Annotated in this window: 14 protein-coding genes; 10 read left to right on the top strand and 4 right to left on the bottom strand. The window is 69.5% G+C overall.

Annotated elements, in window-relative coordinates; all coding sequences use genetic code 11:
* Positions 1 to 5 precede the first annotated feature (5 nt).
* The 6 genes from B1818_RS15695 to B1818_RS15670 all read left to right on the top strand — a co-directional run bounded on the left by B1818_RS15695 (position 6) and on the right by B1818_RS15670 (position 7,922).
* Entirely contained in the window at positions 6 to 401 is a 396-nt protein-coding gene (locus B1818_RS15695; RefSeq protein ID WP_078113301.1) for a DUF6802 family protein, read from the top strand.
* A 211-nt stretch (positions 402 to 612) separates the two neighbouring features.
* Positions 613 to 2,439 carry a phosphoenolpyruvate carboxykinase (GTP) gene (locus B1818_RS15690; protein ID WP_078113257.1) on the top strand — a complete coding sequence of 609 codons (1,827 nt, stop codon included), beginning with the start codon at positions 613 to 615 and terminating at the stop codon, positions 2,437 to 2,439.
* A 75-nt stretch (positions 2,440 to 2,514) separates the two neighbouring features.
* Complete coding sequence (locus tag B1818_RS15685) at positions 2,515 to 3,522, top strand: esterase-like activity of phytase family protein (protein ID WP_078113256.1); 1,008 nt, start codon at positions 2,515 to 2,517, stop codon at positions 3,520 to 3,522.
* 139 nt (positions 3,523 to 3,661) lie between these two features.
* Complete coding sequence (locus B1818_RS15680) at positions 3,662 to 4,477, top strand: ABC transporter ATP-binding protein (protein ID WP_058252235.1); 816 nt, start codon at positions 3,662 to 3,664, stop codon at positions 4,475 to 4,477.
* 21 nt (positions 4,478 to 4,498) lie between these two features.
* Positions 4,499 to 7,045: an ABC transporter permease gene (locus B1818_RS15675; RefSeq protein ID WP_078113300.1), complete on the top strand. Its 2,547-nt coding sequence runs from the start codon at positions 4,499 to 4,501 to the stop codon at positions 7,043 to 7,045.
* Positions 7,046 to 7,100: 55 nt separating this feature from the next.
* A complete protein-coding gene (locus tag B1818_RS15670) occupies positions 7,101 to 7,922 on the top strand; it encodes a hypothetical protein (protein ID WP_078113255.1) in 822 nt (273 codons plus the stop codon).
* Positions 7,923 to 8,028: 106 nt separating this feature from the next.
* Here the strand turns inward: B1818_RS15670 and B1818_RS15665 are convergent, their stop codons facing one another.
* Positions 8,029 to 8,796 (bottom strand): class I SAM-dependent methyltransferase, encoded by a 768-nt coding sequence (locus B1818_RS15665; RefSeq protein ID WP_078113254.1) that lies wholly within the window; start codon positions 8,794 to 8,796, stop codon positions 8,029 to 8,031.
* A gap of 103 nt (positions 8,797 to 8,899) precedes the next feature.
* Here B1818_RS15665 and B1818_RS15660 point away from each other — a divergent pair, with 103 nt between their 5' ends.
* A complete protein-coding gene (locus tag B1818_RS15660; RefSeq protein WP_078113253.1) occupies positions 8,900 to 10,060 on the top strand; it encodes a glycosyltransferase family 4 protein in 1,161 nt (386 codons plus the stop codon).
* Here B1818_RS15660 and B1818_RS15655 read toward each other — a convergent pair.
* A complete protein-coding gene (locus B1818_RS15655; protein ID WP_078113252.1) occupies positions 10,017 to 11,903 on the bottom strand; it encodes a hypothetical protein in 1,887 nt (628 codons plus the stop codon). The genes B1818_RS15660 and B1818_RS15655 overlap by 44 nt on opposite strands.
* 13 nt (positions 11,904 to 11,916) lie before the next feature.
* On the bottom strand, positions 11,917 to 12,855 hold the full coding sequence (locus tag B1818_RS15650) for a CoA ester lyase (RefSeq protein ID WP_078113251.1): 939 nt from the start codon (positions 12,853 to 12,855) through the stop codon (positions 11,917 to 11,919).
* Positions 12,856 to 13,017: 162 nt separating this feature from the next.
* On the opposite strand from B1818_RS15650, the gene B1818_RS15645 reads away from it, so the two are divergent.
* Together B1818_RS15645 and B1818_RS15640 are read left to right on the top strand one after the other, a co-directional pair.
* Positions 13,018 to 14,202 carry a polysaccharide biosynthesis protein gene (locus B1818_RS15645; protein ID WP_078113250.1) on the top strand — a complete coding sequence of 395 codons (1,185 nt, stop codon included), beginning with the start codon at positions 13,018 to 13,020 and terminating at the stop codon, positions 14,200 to 14,202.
* A gap of 49 nt (positions 14,203 to 14,251) precedes the next feature.
* The gene (locus B1818_RS15640) at positions 14,252 to 14,722 is read left to right on the top strand and encodes an SRPBCC family protein (protein WP_078113249.1); all 471 of its coding nucleotides are present in this window, start codon (positions 14,252 to 14,254) and stop codon (positions 14,720 to 14,722) included.
* Between the two features lie 12 nt (positions 14,723 to 14,734).
* On the opposite strand, the gene B1818_RS15635 is transcribed toward B1818_RS15640, so the two are convergent.
* A complete protein-coding gene (locus B1818_RS15635) occupies positions 14,735 to 15,919 on the bottom strand; it encodes a DUF3068 domain-containing protein (protein WP_078113299.1) in 1,185 nt (394 codons plus the stop codon).
* Positions 15,920 to 15,963: 44 nt separating this feature from the next.
* Here B1818_RS15635 and B1818_RS15630 point away from each other — a divergent pair, with 44 nt between their 5' ends.
* Positions 15,964 to 17,304 carry an acyltransferase gene (locus tag B1818_RS15630; protein ID WP_078113248.1) on the top strand — a complete coding sequence of 447 codons (1,341 nt, stop codon included), beginning with the start codon at positions 15,964 to 15,966 and terminating at the stop codon, positions 17,302 to 17,304.
* Positions 17,305 to 17,665 lie beyond the last annotated feature (361 nt).

The raw sequence follows: 17,665 nt of genomic DNA, 5'->3' as shown, positions 1-17,665 counted from the left end.
TCTCGATGGACCCGATGTTCCCCGACGACCTTCCGGACCCGGCCCGCCCGGAGGAGGACTCGCTGTTCGGCGCGGCCGAGGGCGCCGACCCGCACTCGGTCGACTCGGTGGCCGCACTGCACGAGACACCGGCGTCCGACGATCTCGACGATCACCTGTGGATGCACGACGACGGCCGGATCTGGGATCTCGGACCCGCCGAGGTGGACACCGACAACGACGGCATCAACGATTCGCTCACCCGCAACGGGCCCGACGGCTTTACGGTGTACACGGACAGCGATCGGGACGGGCAGGTCGACAAGATCACCGAGATCGGTGCGGACGGCGAGTTCCGTTCCGCGGTTCTCGACCCGGACACCGGCCAGTGGATCTCCGGCGGATCGGGACGAATCGGCTGACACGTGACCGGCGCCCGACCCGGACTGCTCCGCGCCGAGACCGAGCGCGCGCGATCACCAGGGACTTTCGTCACCTGTCCGTCGGGTGTGGGATAGACCGCACCTGGCGAACCCCGTGACCTAACGCCCGCTCGGTGGACGTATCCTTGACCGCGAGACGACCTGACAGGTGGCCATTCAAGCGGCCACCACCTCGGAGGAGGCCCCAACGATGACCGCAGCCACCATTCCCGGACTGGACCCGAGTAGCGCTCCGACGAAGCACGCGGGACTGCTGGCCTGGGTGGCCGAGGTCGCCGAGCTGACCCAGCCCGACCGGGTGGTGTGGTCCGACGGCAGTGACGAGGAGTGGGAGCGCCTGACCGCCGACCTCGTGAAGGCCGGCACCCTGGTGAAGCTGAACGAGGAGAAGAAGCCGAACTCCTTCCTCGCCAACTCCGACCCCGCCGACGTGGCCCGCGTGGAGTCGCGGACCTACATCTGCTCGGAGAAGGAAGAGGACGCCGGCCCGACCAACAACTGGGTCGATCCCGCCGAGATGCGTTCGACGATGACCGAGCTCTACCGGGGCAGCATGCGCGGTCGCACGATGTTCGTCATCCCGTTCTGCATGGGCCCGCTGGACTCCGACGATCCCAAGCTCGGTGTCGAGATCACCGACTCCGAGTACGTCGTGCTGTCGATGAAGATCATGACCCGCGTCGGCCCCCGCGTCCTGGAGATCCTGGGCGAGGACGGCTTCTTCGTGAAGGCGCTGCACTCCGTCGGTGCGCCGCTCGAGGACGGCCAGGCCGACGTGCCGTGGCCCTGCAACACCGAGAAGTACATCACCCACTTCCCCGAGACCCGCGAGATCTGGTCGTTCGGATCGGGTTACGGCGGCAACGCGCTGCTCGGCAAGAAGTGCTACGCCCTGCGCATCGCCTCGGTCATCGCCCGCGACGAGGGGTGGATGGCCGAGCACATGCTGATCCTCAAGCTGACCAGCCCGGCGAACAAGGTGTACTACATCGCCGCGGCGTTCCCGAGTGCCTGTGGCAAGACCAACCTCGCGATGCTCCAGCCGACGATCCCCGGCTGGAAGGCCGAGACCGTGGGCGACGACATCGCCTGGATGCGCTTCGGCGAGGACGGGCGTCTCTACGCGATCAACCCCGAATTCGGTTTCTTCGGTGTCGCTCCCGGCACCAGCTACGACTCGAACCCGAACGCGATGAAGACCATCGAGGCCGGAAACACCCTCTACACCAACGTCGCTCGCACCGACGATGGCGACATCTGGTGGGAGGACATCGACGGCCCGGCGCCCGCGCACCTCACCGACTGGCTCGGCAACGACTGGACGCCGGAGTCCGATCACAAGGCTGCGCACCCGAATTCGCGCTACTGCACCCCGATCTCGCAGTGCCCGTCGCTGGCCGACGAGTGGGATGACCCGAAGGGCGTGCCGATCTCGGCGATCCTGTTCGGCGGCCGCCGCAAGACCACGGTGCCGCTGGTGACCGAGGCCCGCGACTGGCAGACCGGTGTCTTCATGGGCGCCACCGTCGGCTCCGAGCAGACCGCCGCGGCCGAGGGCAAGGTCGGCACCGTGCGCCGCGACCCGATGGCGATGCTGCCGTTCATGGGCTACCACGTCGGGGACTACCTGCAGCACTGGGTGAACATCGGCAAGAACGCCGACGAGTCGAAGCTGCCGAAGGTGTTCTACGTCAACTGGTTCCGTCGGGGCGACGACAAGCGCTTCCTGTGGCCCGGATTCGGCGAGAACAGCCGCGTGCTGAAGTGGATCATCGAGCGCATCGAGGGTGAGGCCGAGGGTGTCGAGACCCCCATCGGCATTGTCGCGAAGCCGGAGTCGATCGACGTCAGTGGTCTGGACGTGCCTGCGGAGGACGTCGCGGAGGCGCTCGCCTTCAATCCCGACGAGTGGCGCGAGGAGATCCCGTCCATCGAGGAGCTGTTCGACTTCGTCGGCGAGAAGCTGCCGAGCTCGTTGCGCGACGAGCTCGACGGTCTGAAGCAGCGCCTGGCCTGACGCGGCCTTGCTGCGCGGTTCCGGGGCTGAACGTACGGATGGGTCTGAAGTGACGGTTGAGGTATCGTGCCCCTCATGAAACTACGTCTGTGGGGCGCCTCGGTCGCCGCTGCCTGCGTGCTGGGACTGGCGTCGTCGGTCGCGGTCCAACCGGCTTCGGCGACACCGTCTTCCGGGGCCGGGGTCACGGCGTTCTTCACGGATTCGACGACGATCGGGAGCGGGCTTCCCACCGTCAACCGGATCTCCGGTATCGATCGGACCGGTAACGGCAACTACGTGATGATCGCCGAGGACGTGCTCCCGGCTCGCTTCTTCACGGCGTCGATCGGGTACACCTCGGTGACCGCGTCCTTCACCGGGCAGCCGCGGATCAACGGCGGCGGCACGGTCCTCGGCCCGTGGTTCCTCCCGTTGCTGCCCGGACAGGCCCAGTTCGAGGGCATCCGCCAGTCCGCGGGCGGTTACACCGTCGTCAGCGGCGGCAACAACCAGTTCGTCCGGCAGATCGGGCCCATTGGACAGGTCCTCCGCGACCTTCCGCTCCCGTCGGTGTGGCGCCCGTCGTCGAAGTCGGGTCTGGCAGGCCAGCGCGGACTCACCGGCGTGGCCGTCGGACCCCAGGGTCAGGTCAGCGTCCTGACCGCCGGCGGACTCCGGCAGGACGCCGCACGATCGGCCCGTCTGCTGACCTTCGGCAAGACCAATCGCGAGTTCGTCTATCGCACCGACGCCAACAAGGTGGCCGCCGATGTGCTGGCCATCAACTCGACGGACTTCCTCGTGCTCGAACGTGGCCCGGGCAAGCTGTCGAACATCTTCTGGACGACGACCCGGGGCGCCACCTCGGTGACGAACAAGAAGAAGCTGAGCGGACGCGAGAAGGCGATGACCAAGCGCCGCATCTTCTCGACCACCGCGACGCCCCACTTGCTCACCGGCAACATGTCGGGACTCGCCTGGGGCAACTGGCACCCCGACAACCCGTTCGCGAAGACCCGCACCCGCACCCTTCTCGTGGTGTCGGACAACGTCGGATCGCCCAATCGCCTCCACTCCTTCGAGGTCCAGATCCCGAAGTAACCCCGCTCCCTGAGGAGTGTCCGGAGCTTGCGGAGGACACGTCTCGAAGGGTCAGCAGTGCCCCACGTCACTGCCGTCAGGGTGGGGTCAGGGTGTTACCTGATGGCCAACCGGCGCAGGATTTGGCACCGTTGAGGGCATGACGACGACTGATGTGGCCGCTCGAGACGACGGTGGCGATGATTTTGGGACGCCGAAGCACGCGGTTGCTGCCGGGGCAGACAACCTTTCCAAGCGGTACGGCGTCGGCGACACCGCCGTCGAGGCCCTGAAGAGCGTCTCCATCTCGTTCCGGGAGGGCGAGTTCACCGCCATCATGGGGCCGTCGGGGTCGGGTAAATCCACCCTGATGCACTGCCTCGCCGGTCTCGACGTCGCGAGCGACGGCAAGGTGTTCATCGGCGACACCGATCTGACGGCGTTGTCGGACAAGGCGATGACGATGCTGCGTCGCGACCGCATCGGTTTCGTGTTCCAGGCGTTCAACCTCGTGCCGACGCTGACGGCCAAGGAGAACATCACACTGCCGGTCGACATCGCCGGCCGCACCGTCGACACCGAGTGGTTCGACGCCGTGGTGGCCCGGCTCGGGATCACCGACCGGCTCGGACATCTGCCGAGTGAACTGTCCGGTGGTCAGCAGCAGCGCGTGGCCTGTGCTCGTGCGCTGATCGGCAAGCCGTCGATCATCTTCGGTGACGAGCCGACGGGCAACCTGGACTCCCGCTCCTCGGGCGAGGTGCTGTCGATCCTGCGGGCGGCGACCGACGAGTTCAAGCAGACCGTCGTCATCGTGACGCACGATCCGCGCGCGGCGTCGTACGCCGATCGAGTGGTGTTCCTGGCCGACGGCCAGATCGTGCAGGAGCTGTCCCGGCCGTCGGCCGACGATGTCTTCGAGGTCATGAAGAACCTCGACAACGTGCCTGCGCCCGACACCGCCGAAGCGCTCTGAGCCGTGGCGTCCTCCACGGTGATGCGCCGGGTCTCGCTACGGAACCTGCGCGCCCACAAGCTCCGGCTGTTCCTCACCCTCTTCTCGATCGTCCTCGGCACCTCGTTCGTGGCCGGGTCCATCGTCTTCACCGGGTCCATCTCGAAGGCTTTCAACGACATCTTCGACAGTGCGGCGCAGGGTGTCGCGGTCGAGGTGACCCCGGCCGACCGGCAGTCGCCGGGTGTGCCGAACACGATCGTGGACCAGCTCCGCGACCAGCGTGCCCAGTTCGGCATCGACAAACTCGTCGTCAACAACAACGGCCTGGTCACGGTCGCCGACTCCGACGGCAAGGCCATCCAGACCGGTGGCGCCCCGAGCGTGGGCAGCACCTACATCCCGCCGGCGGAGGCGCTCGACCCGGACGAGTCGCGGATCCTGCCGGGTGGACGCGGGCCCGAGAACGCCGGCGAGATCGTCTTGAACACCTCGGCGGCCGAGGCCGCGGGGCTGAAGGTCGGGTCGAAGACGAAGATCGTCGTCGGGCAGGGCAACTCGGAGCCGCTCGAGGTCACCGTCGTCGGCCTCGTCGACGCGCCCAGCTCGACGGGTGGTTACGTGAACGCCCAGTTCGACGCCGCGACGTCGGCCCGTCTGTTCACCGACGGTGAGCACGTCGGCGTCGTCGACATGTCGGCCGTCGCCGGGGTCACCCCGGAACAGTTGCAGGAACGGATCATCTCCGCGCTCGGCGCCGACGCCGATCTCTACGACGTCCGCACCGGCGACCAGGTCCGCGAGGACCAGAAGGCGCAGGTCAACGAGTTCCTGCAGATCTTCCAGTACATCCTGCTGGCGTTCGCCGCGATCGGTTTGGTCGTCGGCACGTTCATCATCTACAACACCTTCTCGATGATCGTTGCGCAACGGAATCGGGAGTTCGCGCTGCTCCGGGCGGTCGGCGCGAGCCAGCGCCAGGTCTCGCGCTCGGTGCTGTTCGAGGCCTTCGTCGTCGGTGTCCTCGGCGGCGCGCTCGGTCTCGCCATCGGCATCGGGCTGGCGGCCGCCTTGAAGGCCATCACCAGTGCGACATCGGGCCTGCCGGACGGTGAGTTGGCGATCGGTCCGGATGCCATCCTCGCCGGCATCCTGGTCGGCGTCGTGGTGACCATGGTCAGTGCCTGGGTGCCGGCGGCGCGAGCCGCCCGGGTGCCGCCCGTGGAGGCCATGCGCGCATCGGCCGCCGAGGGGTCGGCCTCGTTGCGCAACCGCACGATCATCGGCGCGGTCATCGGTGTCGCGTCGATCGTCGCGATCGTGGTCGGCGCGATGGGTGAAGGTGCCGGCCCGGCGATCACGGTGGGTGCCGGCGCCGCGGGCGCGGTCCTGTCGGCCGTCCTCATCGGCCCGGCGATCGCGCGTCCGTTCGTCAGCGTGCTCGGCCGGGTCATCGGTGCGCCCTTCGGCATGATCGGGCGCCTCGCCCGGACCAACGCGGTCCGCAACCCGCGGCGTTCGGCCGCGACGGCGTTCGCGCTCACCCTCGGGCTGATGCTGGTCGCGATCATCGGCACCCTCGGACAGTCGTTCAAGGGCACGGTCGACGACGCCGTCGACGCCGGCATCACGGCCGACTACATCGTGGCCGGAACCAACCAGTCGCCGCTGCCGCCCGCGGTGACCGGGGCGATCGACGGTGTGCCCGGCGTCGCCGAGGTGGTGTCGTTCGGCATCGTCCAGGCCAAGGTCGAGGACAAGTCGGAGACCGGGTTCTCGGCGCTCGGCGGTCCGCTGAACAGCGTGACCGTGATGGACATGCAGGACGGCGCGTCGTCGGATCTGCCCGCTGACGGGATGCTGATCAGCGAGCGGACCGGAAAGGCGAACGGCTGGCAGCGTGGCGACGTGGTCACGTTCACCTCCGCGACGGGCGAGCAGGTCCAGGTCCCGATCGCCGGCGTCTACGCGGACAACGAGGCGCTGCAACCGTGGGTCGTGGGTCCGGACGTCTACGAGAAGCTGGTCCCGCCCTTCGCGCGGGTCAATGTCACGCTCTTCGTGAACGCCGCGCCGGGCACCGACCTCGAGACCCTGCGCACCGATCTGGAGAATGCGACGTCGGACTACCTGACGGTGCAGATCCAGGACCGGGATCAGTTCAAGGGCCAGATCTCGTCGCAGATCGATCAGATGCTCGGCACGCTGTACGCGATGCTCGGGCTGGCACTGCTGATCGCCGTCCTCGGCATCATCAACACGCTCGCGCTGTCGGTGGTCGAACGCAAACGCGAGATCGGGATGTTGCGGGCGATCGGCATGATCCGAGCCCAGGTGCGCCGCTCTATCTACCTCGAATCGGTGCTGATCTCGATCTTCGGCGCAGTGCTGGGTGTGCTCCTCGGGACCGTCATCGGCGTCGCGTTGGTCCGCACGCTCGCCGAGTGGGGCCTGGGCGCGCCGGTGATCCCGTGGTCGCTCATCGCGATCACGCTGATCGCGTCCGCGGTGGTAGGGGTGCTGGCCGCGTTGTGGCCGGCCGTCCGCGCGGCGCGCACCGGACCGCTCGAGGCGATCGCCGACATCTGACGCAGGTTCGTGGTGGTCGGGTCGGGGATCGGTCCGGGATGACAGAATCGTCCGCATGACCCGACCACCAGAGGGCGATCCCAACGATCCGCGGAACGATCCGCCGGAGACCCGTCAGTTCGATCCGGACTTCGACCCGTCGGCACCGCCGTCGCAGGCCTACACCGAGCAGCAGCCCGGGCAGCCGTATCCGGGTCCCTACACGGAACCGCACCAGGCCGGTCAGCCCTATCCGGGTCCGTACACCGAACCGCATCAGCCGGGACAGCCGTATCCGGGTCACTACACCGAACCCCAGTATGGCGACCCCCAGTACACCGGCGGGTCGCCCTACGGTGCCTCGCCCTACGACGCGCCCGCCGGCGGCGAACCGCCCCGCGGTTCCGGGTCGAAGGGCCGGACCATCGGGCTGGCGCTGGTCGCCCTGATCGCACTCGTGGTACTGGGTCTCGTCGTCGTGCTGGTCACCCGCTCCGGCGACGGCGACTCCACCAGCGCGGCGTCATCGTCGACCACCGAATCGAGTGATCCGGCGACGACGAGCGAGACGACGTCGTCGAGCACCCCGACCACCGAGGAGACGACGTCGACCACGACGACGACTCAGCGCTCCGGAACCATCACCTACCAGCTGACCGGCAACGGGGACGTCGTCGCGCTGACGTTCACCCGCGGCCAGGGATCGCCGACGGTGATCCCGGCGATCGGCTCGCCGTGGTCCCAGCGGGTGCAGCTCGAGGGAACCCGCGCGAGTATGTCGGCCATCGTGATCCGCGGACCGGTGTCGTGCGCCATCCTCGCCGACGGTGAACAGCTGGCCGCCGCGACCAGTCAGGGCGGCACCCTCAACTGCACCGCGGACCTCGCCGCCGAGTAGTTCAGGCCGCTGGGTGCGGAGGTGGCTTCGACTCGGGGCTTCGCTTCGCTCAGTCCCGGCTCAACCAGCAGTGGGCTCAGCCAGACGCAACCGGACTCCGAGCACTTCAGCGTCGACGCAGGACGAGCACGAGGTTGGTGCCCAGGACGTCCCGGAGCACCGGTACGCGCATGACCCACCACATCCAGCGCGGGATGTAGCGGGGGAACGCCGCGACGAGGTCGGCGCGCCCGGCACCGGTCGCCGATCGGGCCCAGCGCAGCCCGTCGGCGGCGGAGACCGCGAACAGCGATGTGCCGTACAGGTTCTTGGGCGGATGACCGTGGCGTCGGGTGTACAGCCGGGCCGCCCGATGGCCGCCGAGATAGTGCGTCAGGCCCATCTCGTGACCACCGAACGGTCCCCACCACAGTGTGTAGCTGATGATGACGACGCCGCCGGGACGCGTCACCCGCAGCATCTCGTCGGCCATCTCCCACGGCGTCGGTGTGTGCTCGACGACGTTCGACGACAGGCAGACGTCGACGCATCCGTCGGCGAAGGGCAGGGCCTGGCCGGAGCCGCGGACCGATCCGCGATGCTCGAGCCCACCGGCGTGCATCTCGGTGGGATCGGGTTCGACGGAGACGTAGTGCGCGCCGCGGTCCCGGAAGGCGTCGGCGAAGTATCCGGGACCGCCGCCCACGTCGAGGACCACAGATCCGCCCATGTCGGGGACGAACGCCTCGACCATGTCAGCGGTGTCGCCGGCGAGCGCGCCGTAGAAGCGCGCGGGATCGGATTGTTCGTAACGGAAGTCGTTCAGCAGTCCCGCGGCGCGTCGCAGGGTGGCGAGCCGGGCCATCCGCGCGCCGCCGGGAAGTGAAGTCGTCATCGTCGGGTCACTCTAGTGGGGTGTCTCGGCGACAGGTTCCTCGCCGGGCGGTCGCGCGGCGGATTCCGGCGCTCATGGCCTGGTCGGTAGGCTGACGGACAACATGCGCACACCGTCGAACATCCTGCTCCTGTGCTGGCGGGACACCCGCCACCCTCAGGGCGGCGGCAGCGAGACCTACCTGGAACGGGTGGGCGCCGAACTGGCTCGACGCGGCGCGAACGTCACCTTCCTCACGTCCGCGTACCCGGGGTCGCTGCGCCACGAGCACCGGGACGGCATGCGGTTTTTCCGCGCCGGCGGTCGGATCAGCGTGTATCCGCTCATGCTCGCAACCATCGTCGCGGGCCGGCTCGGGTTCGGCCCGCTGTCGGGGTGCCGCCCCGACGTCGTCGTGGACACCCAGAACGGTGTCCCGTTCTTCTCGTCGCTCGTCTCACCGGCTCCGACGGTCGTCCTCGTCCATCACTGTCATCGCGAGCAGTGGCCGGTCGCCGGCCGTCTGCTCGGCCACATCGGGTGGTTCCTCGAGTCGCGGGTCTCGCCGCGCGTCCATCGGCGCAACCGATACGTCACGGTCTCGACGCCGTCGAAGTCCGAACTCGTCGCGCTGGGGGTCGATGCCGGGCGGATCGCGGTCGTGCGCAACGGGATCGATCCGGTACCTCACGGTATCGAGGCGCCCGCGCGCACCGGGGCGTCAACTCCCGGTGTGCCGGTACGACTCTGCGTGCTGTCGCGGCTGGTGCCCCACAAGCAGGTCGAGGACGCGTTGACCGTACTCGCCCGGCTGCGTCGCGACGGTGTCGACGCCCGTCTCGATGTCATCGGCGGTGGCTGGTGGTCGGACGAATTGCACCGCGCCGCAGCCGACCTCGCGGTGACCGATGCGGTCACCTTCCACGGCCACGTCGACGAACGCCGCAAGCACGAACTGCTCGCCCGGGCCCGGGTCCACCTCATGCCGTCGCGCAAGGAGGGATGGGGCCTCGCGGTCGTCGAAGCCGCCCAGCACGGTGTCCCGACGATCGGTTACCGCAGTGCCGCCGGACTCGCCGACTCCATCGACGACGGGCGCACCGGGCTCCTCGTCGACGGTGTCGACGAACTGGCCAGCGCAACGAGGAAACTCATCGACAATCCGGACGAGGCGCATCGACTCGGCCGGAACGCGCAGACCACGGCCAGCCGCTACTCGTGGTCGGCGACCTGCGACGGGTTCATGGCGACGTTCGACGCCGTGCTGTCCGACTCGCGCCGCTGATCACACCGACGCCGAGACCGACGAGGCCGGTGATGAGCAGCGCGGCCCATACGAGGTGCGCGCCGAGGGCGATCGCACGGTCGGTGGCGTCGGCGGACCGATCCACGACGTCGCCCACCTGATACAGCCTCAGATCCGGCCCGTCGAACACAAGCCGTCCGGCGGCCGCGAGTTGGCCAGGCGGAGAACCGTTCTCGACCAGCACCCACCCGACGCCGAGCTCGGCGAGCGCTGCCGGTGAGCCGCCGGACTCCAGCACCCGCGTCACCGCTGCGGCATGCTCCCCGGCCGGGTCGATCACTTCGCCGTCCACCCGGAGTTCCCCGGATTCGACGACCGGTGCCCGCAGCATCCGTGCGGCGGGATCGAGCGACGGATCGCGCGCGAAGGGGTACTCACGCACCGTGCCGGGAGGCCACAGGGCGACCGAACCCCGGTCCGGCGGCACGATCTCGGCGACCTGCCGCCACTCGTCGGGATAGTCGATCGCGCGCACCGCACCGCCGACCCCCCACGCCAGGTCGGGGAGCGGCGCGACCGCGAGCAGTGCGACCGCGGCGAACGCGAAACCCGACGGGACCCGACGCCTCGCCGCTGCCACGGCCGCGGCCACACACACCGCGACCGCCGGGACGAGAAGTGCGGCGAACTTCTGGGTGTCGCGGAGGAGCCCGCTGCCACCGACGTGCTCGACGACGAACCCCAGGCCGGTGCGGACCGGTCCGAAAGTGCTCAGCATCAACGCGATCGCGGTCACCGACGCCAGCACGGTGATGGCGGGTACCAGCGGATCCAACTCTGCGCGACGACGCCACAGGTGACCGGCGCCGACCGCGACGACGAGGAGCAGGCCGAGGGTGGCCACCGCGGCCCACCCGATGCTCCGACTCGCCGGCACCGCGTCGGCGTTCCAGATCCCGCCCAGCGACAGGGCCGTACCCACGGGGCCGAGCCACGGCTCGGACCGCAGGCCGAATGCCTCCACCCCGGCGGCCGCGGACGTGGTCGCGGCGTCGGTGATCATCGACGTCAGCAACCAGGGCACGGTGCTGAGGAGCCAGAGCGCAACGACGGCCATCGTGGGTCGCAGACCGATCGGACGGGCCACGAGCGCCGTCGCCAGCACGACTCCGGCCAGGACGGAACCGGTAGGTGTCAACCCCGCGACGGCGAACAGCCCGCCCAGCTGCAGAATTCGGACGGTGTCCGCTCGAGCGTCCGGTCGCCGGGTGGCTTCGACTCGGCTCCTCGCTTCGCTCGGTGCCGGCTCAACCAGCGGGGGGACTCGGCTCCTCGATCTCGATGCGCTCCTTCGTCGCTTACTCGACCCGGCGGCTTCGCTCGGTGCCGGCTCAACCAGCGGGGGGCGCCCACGCAGATCCATGACCGCGACGAGAATCCACCCCAGTGCCGCATAACCCGCCAGCAGGCTCCAGTGACCCTGGAGAAGACGTTCGGCGACAAACGGATTCCACACCGAGACGAGCGTGGCCGCCGCGGCGCCGGTGCGCCCGCCGCCCGGGACCAGGCGCGCTGCCAAACGTCCGTACCCGACGCCTGCGCAGACCAGGGCCGCGGCGAGGACCGCCAGCACGACGATCCCGCCGTCGACGACGGTGCTCACCATCGCGAGGAACCAGTCCTGCGGCACGGCGCGAGGCGGCAGGTCACCGATCCCGAGCGTGGTGTCCGTGACATGGGTGCGCGGCGTGGACACCGCATCGCGATACAGCAGGTACTGGTCGCCGGCCCCGATCAGGCCCGGCAACAGCGGTGCCAGGATCACCGCGGCCGCAGCGACACCGGTGCCGTACAGAACCGGCAGCAGTCGTCGGGGGGTCACCGCGGCGAGCCGATCAGAAGTGGTGGGTGTCCGAGGGTGCGGGGGCGTGCACCGGGTCGTCGTCGTAGTCGGACTCGGTGATGCCGTACGACCGGGCCAGATCCAGGATCTTGGTCGCCCGCGCGATCCGCGGCAGGTCGGAGCCGTTGCGGATCTCGCCGCCGTCGCGCTCGAACTCGGCGAAGAACTCGCGCGCCCAGGTGATCTCGTCCTGAGAGGGGGACAGTCCCTCGTTGACCTGCGCGCACTGGCCCGGGGTGAGGCAGATCTTGCCGGTCATGCCGAACTCGGCACTGACCGCGGTCGCCTCACTGAGCTTGAGCGCGCTGGAACCGACCGTCGGGCCGTCGATGGCGCTGGGCAGGTGGGCGGCCTTCGCGGCGATCGTGAAACGCGAACGGGCATAGGCCAGGGTCTGTGGGTTCTCGCCGAAGCCGGTGTCGCGGCGGAAATCCCCGATACCGAACGCGAGACGGAACGTGCCCTTGGTGGCCGCGATCTCGCTGATGCGTTCCAGCCCGCGTGCGGTCTCCACGAGCGCGACGATCGGCAGGCCGGGCAGTCGCTTGGCGGTCTCGGTGACGTGGTCGACGGACTCGACCATCGCCAGCATCACCCCGCCGACGGCGGTCTGCGACAGCGCCTCGAGATCATCGGCCCACCACGGTGTGCCGAATCCGTTCACGCGAACCCAGTCTCCGGCGCCGGGGCCGGCCGTGCCCTCCTTCTGCCCGAGCCAACGGACGACGTTGTCGCGCGCGGAGACCTTGTCCTTGGGAGCCACCGCGTCCTCGATGTCCAGCACGACGATGTCGGCGCGCGAACGCGAGGCCGGCTCGAACTTGGCGTAGTGGGAGCCGTTGACCAGCAGCCAGCTCCGGGCCAGCACCGGGTCGATGCGCGAACCGATGTCGGTCGACTCGGCGTCGTAGGTGGGGTTGTCGTCGTACATCACGGTCTCTCGGTCCGGTGGACACGCGCGATCGGGGGGACCCGCGCTCGGCAACAGCCTTCCCATCGTTGCCTATGCCCGACTGCCCGTGCAAAACCCGGCACGCGTACCTCGTGCCCGCCCCGCGCGAGACCGCCGCGGTGCGATCGGCACACTTGGTCCATGCAGCAGACGCGTCGGACGACGGGCACGGTCGGCGCCGTCGGGTCGGTGGCGATCGGGTCGATGGTGGCCAACGTCTGCATGTACGTCGTGCACCTCGTCGCGAGTGCGCATTTCCTCGACGTCAGCGAATACGGCGAGTTCGCGGTGCTGCTGTCGGCGATGCTCGTGCTGGGTGTGCCGGCGATGGCGCTGCAGAACGTCATCGCCCGGGAGGTCGTGCTCGGCGGTGACGAGGGACGGCTCCGCGCGCTGGGTGTGGTGACGACGTGCTGGGTCGTCGTACTCACCGTCGTCGCCACCCCGCTGGTCGCGCTGCTGCTGCGCACCGACGTCGCGACGACGGCCGCGGCACTCGCCTCGGCGCCGCTGCTGGCGCTCATCGCCGCAGGTCAGGGGATTCTGCAGGGGCGCGGCGAGTTCCGGGCCCTGTCCTGGGTGCTGGCCGTTGTCGGAGTCGCACGATCGATGCCGATCGTCGGGGCGTTCGCCGCCGGCGCCGGACCGGCCGGTGGGCTGCTGGCCGGGACGCTGGGTGCCGCCGCGTCGGCGGCCGTCGTCTGGCTCGTGGTCTGGTCGATGTCACGGGCCGGACGGCCGGGGCGGGTGCCGTCGGGAGCCGCCGGGGTGCTCAGCGTGGTCCGCGCGTCGCAGGTCCAGTTGGTGTTGATCGTCGCGTCGTCGATCGACCTGCTGCTCTCGCCACGGGTCCTCGACGCCGAGGAGGTCGGGGTGTACGCCCTCGGCGCGATCGCGACGAAGGTGGCCTTCTGGCTCCCGCAGGCGATCGGCGTCGTCTTCTATCCGCGCCTCGCCGACCCCGCACGGTCGTCGGCCTCGTTGCGTCAGGCGGTGACGGTGGTCGCCGGGATCGGGGTCGTCCTGACCGTGCTGGCGGGCGCGGCCGGCCCGGTCGTCCCGTTCGTCTTCGGGGACGGCTACGACGCCTTGGTGCCGATCCTGTGGCTCTTCGCCTACATCGGCGCCGCGCTCGCCGTCCTGCAGGTCGTCTTGCTGTCGGCGATCGCGCGCGACCGGACGCGCGTGGCACTCGGCACCTGGCTGGTCGTGGGCGCCGAGGTGCTGGTCATCGTCACCCTCACCGGCTCGGTGGTCGGGGTCGCGGGCACCGCGGCCGTGGCCGCCACGATCGCCGCGCTGGGGACGTGGGCGGTCGCGCGCTGAGTTGAGGTCGGACGTTGCCGAGTGCCCGAAGTTTCGGCAGTGTTGTGTCATGAGCGACAACGAGAGCACACAGGTCACTGTCCAACGCACGATCGAGGCGCCCGTCGACGCGGTGTTCGACGTCCTCTCCAATCCCGAACGGCACCAGGCGCTCGACGGTTCGGGCTTCATCCGCGGCGTGGACCACGCCGACCGCATCCAGCAGGTCGGTGACGTGTTCACGATGAACATGTCCGGCGACCACATGGGCGGCGACTACAAGACCGACAACCATGTCACCGGTTACGCCAAGGACAAGCTGCTGGCATGGCAGACCGCCCCCGCCGGCACCGAGCCGCCCGGGTGGGAATGGCTGTGGGAGTTGGAGTCCCAGGGTCCGAACGAGACGCTGGTGCGCCACACCTACGACTGGTCGAAGGTCACCGACAAGAAGCTGCTCGAGAAGGTCAAGTTCCCGCTCGTCACCGAGCACCAGCTGAACGACACCCTCGGCAGGCTCGCCGCCGAGTCGACCTCCTGACGCCGGTCTCCGTCACTCCGGTTGCCCGCCAACGGTTTCCGCGCCACTCCGGCGCCGGAACCGGGCGGGCAACCAGGCCGGGTTGGTGAGCACCAGCCCGGCCAGCAGCGCCACGACCCCGAGGACCCCGGTGCCGATCGGTACGAGCCGGCCCCAGATCAGGATCGGGGACGCGAGATCGTCGGCCAGGTCCGTCATCCGGGCCTGCGTGTCGTCGTCGTAGCCGAAAGTCGCACGCAGATGCGGCAATTCGAAACCGGTCGGGACGCCGGGGATGCCGTCGGGGAAGCGGTACGCCTCGTCGACGGTGATCGTGGCGTCGACAATGGTGCCGGTCCGGGTGTCGACGGCGAGATCCCACGAACTCCGGTGATGGAGGCTCGCGGTCAGCGGCCGGCTCAAGTCGCCGAACCCGAACCACGACGCCGGACGCGTGATCGACACATTCGTGCCGACCGGTCGACCCAGCGCTTCGCGGGCGAGGTCGGTGTCCGGGACCTCGGCGCGGAACCGCGCGACGTCGCGACCCTGCACCTCGGTGTCACCGTCGTGGACCAACGGCACGGTGGTGCGGGTGATCGGGTCGAAGAACTCGCGGTCGGCGGTCGCCGTGTCGAAGGGCAGCAGATAGGTGACGCCGCGACGGTCCGGGACGAGCACGGCGGCCTGACCGCTGTCGTACTGGATCTCCGACGCCCCGCGGGCGGCGAGTCGGGGCAGCGCGTTCTTCCGGTCCAGCGTGACCCGATCCTTGATGGCGTTGACGGTCGCCTCGTTGCACGGTTGTGCCGGGTCATCGGCATCGACACCGGGGCGCGGATCGCCGGGGTCGACCTCGCGATCGTCGATGCGCAGCTTCTCGGCCTGGACCGACGTGCCGGCCTGCAGCGTCACCCGGTGTTCGTCGGACGGCTGCACCGCCACGACGCGCTGCTGCCGGACGAGGTCGGCGCCGACGGTACGGGCGCTCCGGGTCTCCAGAGAGCACCGGTCGAAGATCGTCGCGTCGTCGGCCGTGGCGACGGTGGTGAAGTCGGTGCTCAGCGGGATCGTGCGGAACCCGCCGACGAGCAGGGTGGGCAGCGCGATCGTCACCGCGAGCAGGAACGCGCCGACGAAGATCAGCGTCGGTCCCGCGAGGTCCGCCGTCGACCAGCGATGGGGCTCCGGGTGCGACGACGAGGACGGCGAGGACATGGTGGCGAGGGTACGCAACGCCTCCCGGCTACCCTGTCAGCAGCATGACCAGCACCGACCCCGGCCCCACCAGCCCCGCCACCGCCGAACCCGCAACGGGTTCCGCCCGGCGGTTCTATCCGCAGCTCGAGGGCATGCGGGCCATCGCCGCGATCGGGGTCCTGGTCACGCACGTGGCCTTCCAGACCCGCGCGGTCGAGATCCCCGTGCTGGGACCGGTCCTCGGTCGTCTCGACCTCGCGGTCGCCTTGTTCTTCGCGCTCTCCGGCTTTCTGCTCTGGCGACCGTGGGTCGACGCCGCGCATCGCGGGACCGGTCATCCGTCGGTGCCGCGGTACTTCCGCCATCGCGTCGTCCGGATCTGGCCGGCCTACGTGGTCGTGGTGACGCTGGTGATCCTGCTGCTCCCCGAGGCGCAGGGAGCGGATGCGCAGGTCTGGCTGGCGAACCTCACGCTCACGCAGGTCTTCGTGCCGCTGACACTGACCGCCGGTCTGACCCAGATGTGGAGCCTCTCGGTCGAGATCGCCTTCTACGCACTGCTGCCGCTCATCGGCTTCGCTCTCCTGCGGCTGCGCGGGAGCCGTCTGCGGGCGCGGGTGCCGGCGCTCGTCCTCCTCGGTGCGCTGAGCCTCGGCTGGGCCTGGGTCGGCACCTCGCTGCCCGTGGCCGACGGCGTGGAGACCAAGAACTGGGTGTTCGGCCACCTCCCGTGGTTCGTCGCGGGTCTGGTCCTGGCCGAGATCGCCGGAGTCCTCGAACGTGAACCGGAATCGGGTTCTGCATCCGGGACGTCGGGGACGGGCCGCTGGATGGCGGGAACGATCCGCCTCAGCGCGAACCGCCCGCTCATGCTGGGCGTCCTCGTCGTCGCCTACGCGCTGGCATGCACCAGGATCGCCGGTCCGACCGGTCTCGGCGACGTCACCGAGATCGAGTTCGCCACCAAGATGGTGCTCGGCGCGCTCTGCGGTTATGCGCTGCTTGCTCCGCTGGTGTGCAACGACGGACCGTTCCGCATCCTCACCTCACGGGTGATGCTGGCTCTCGGCAGATGGTCGTACGGGATCTTCATCTGGCACGTCGCGATCCTCGCGGTGGTCTTCCCGCTGTTCGGCATCGTGCCGTTCAGCGGCGACACCCTCCTGGTGCTCGTGATCACCCTCGGGCTGTCGATCGGCGTCGCTGCGGCCAGCTATGCCTTCATCGAAGAGCCGGCCCGGAACTGGTTGCGCAACCGTGAGAATCGTCGTCGCCACCGTTCGCGCCACGACGCGGCCGACGCCTTGTCGTCGTCAGGCCCGTCGTCGTCAGGCCCGTCGTCGACGGCCGACCAGAACACCAGCCACGCCGTCATCGACACCGCCACCAGCGCCGGTAGCTGAACCCACCATTGCGACCCGTGGTACCCGCCCGAGGCGTGCCAGGGGCCGGCCGCCAGCCCGATGGTCGCGGTCATCATCGCCACGAATGTGATTGTGACGCCGGCCTTCTGCGGTACCGCTGCGGCGAGGGTGCCGACCACGACGGCGGCCGCGAGTCCCCACCAGCCGGACACCAGCCACGCCGCGGCGAACACCGCACCCCCCGCGGCGAGCACGCTGCCGCGCCCGGACGGAACCACGATGGGGTCACCGGCCCGGGTGCGACGCGCCGACGGCCACCACGCGGCGACGAGCAGCAGCGCCATCAGCGCGAGCCCGATCACCAGCGCCCACCGGTACAGCGAGTCGAATCGGAAGGTGA

The organism is Gordonia sp. IITR100, from assembly GCF_002009645.1.
Taxonomy (GTDB): domain Bacteria; phylum Actinomycetota; class Actinomycetes; order Mycobacteriales; family Mycobacteriaceae; genus Gordonia; species Gordonia hongkongensis.
The sequence above is the reverse complement of the archived record's forward strand: the minus strand, read 5'-3'. Positions and strand labels throughout refer to the sequence as shown.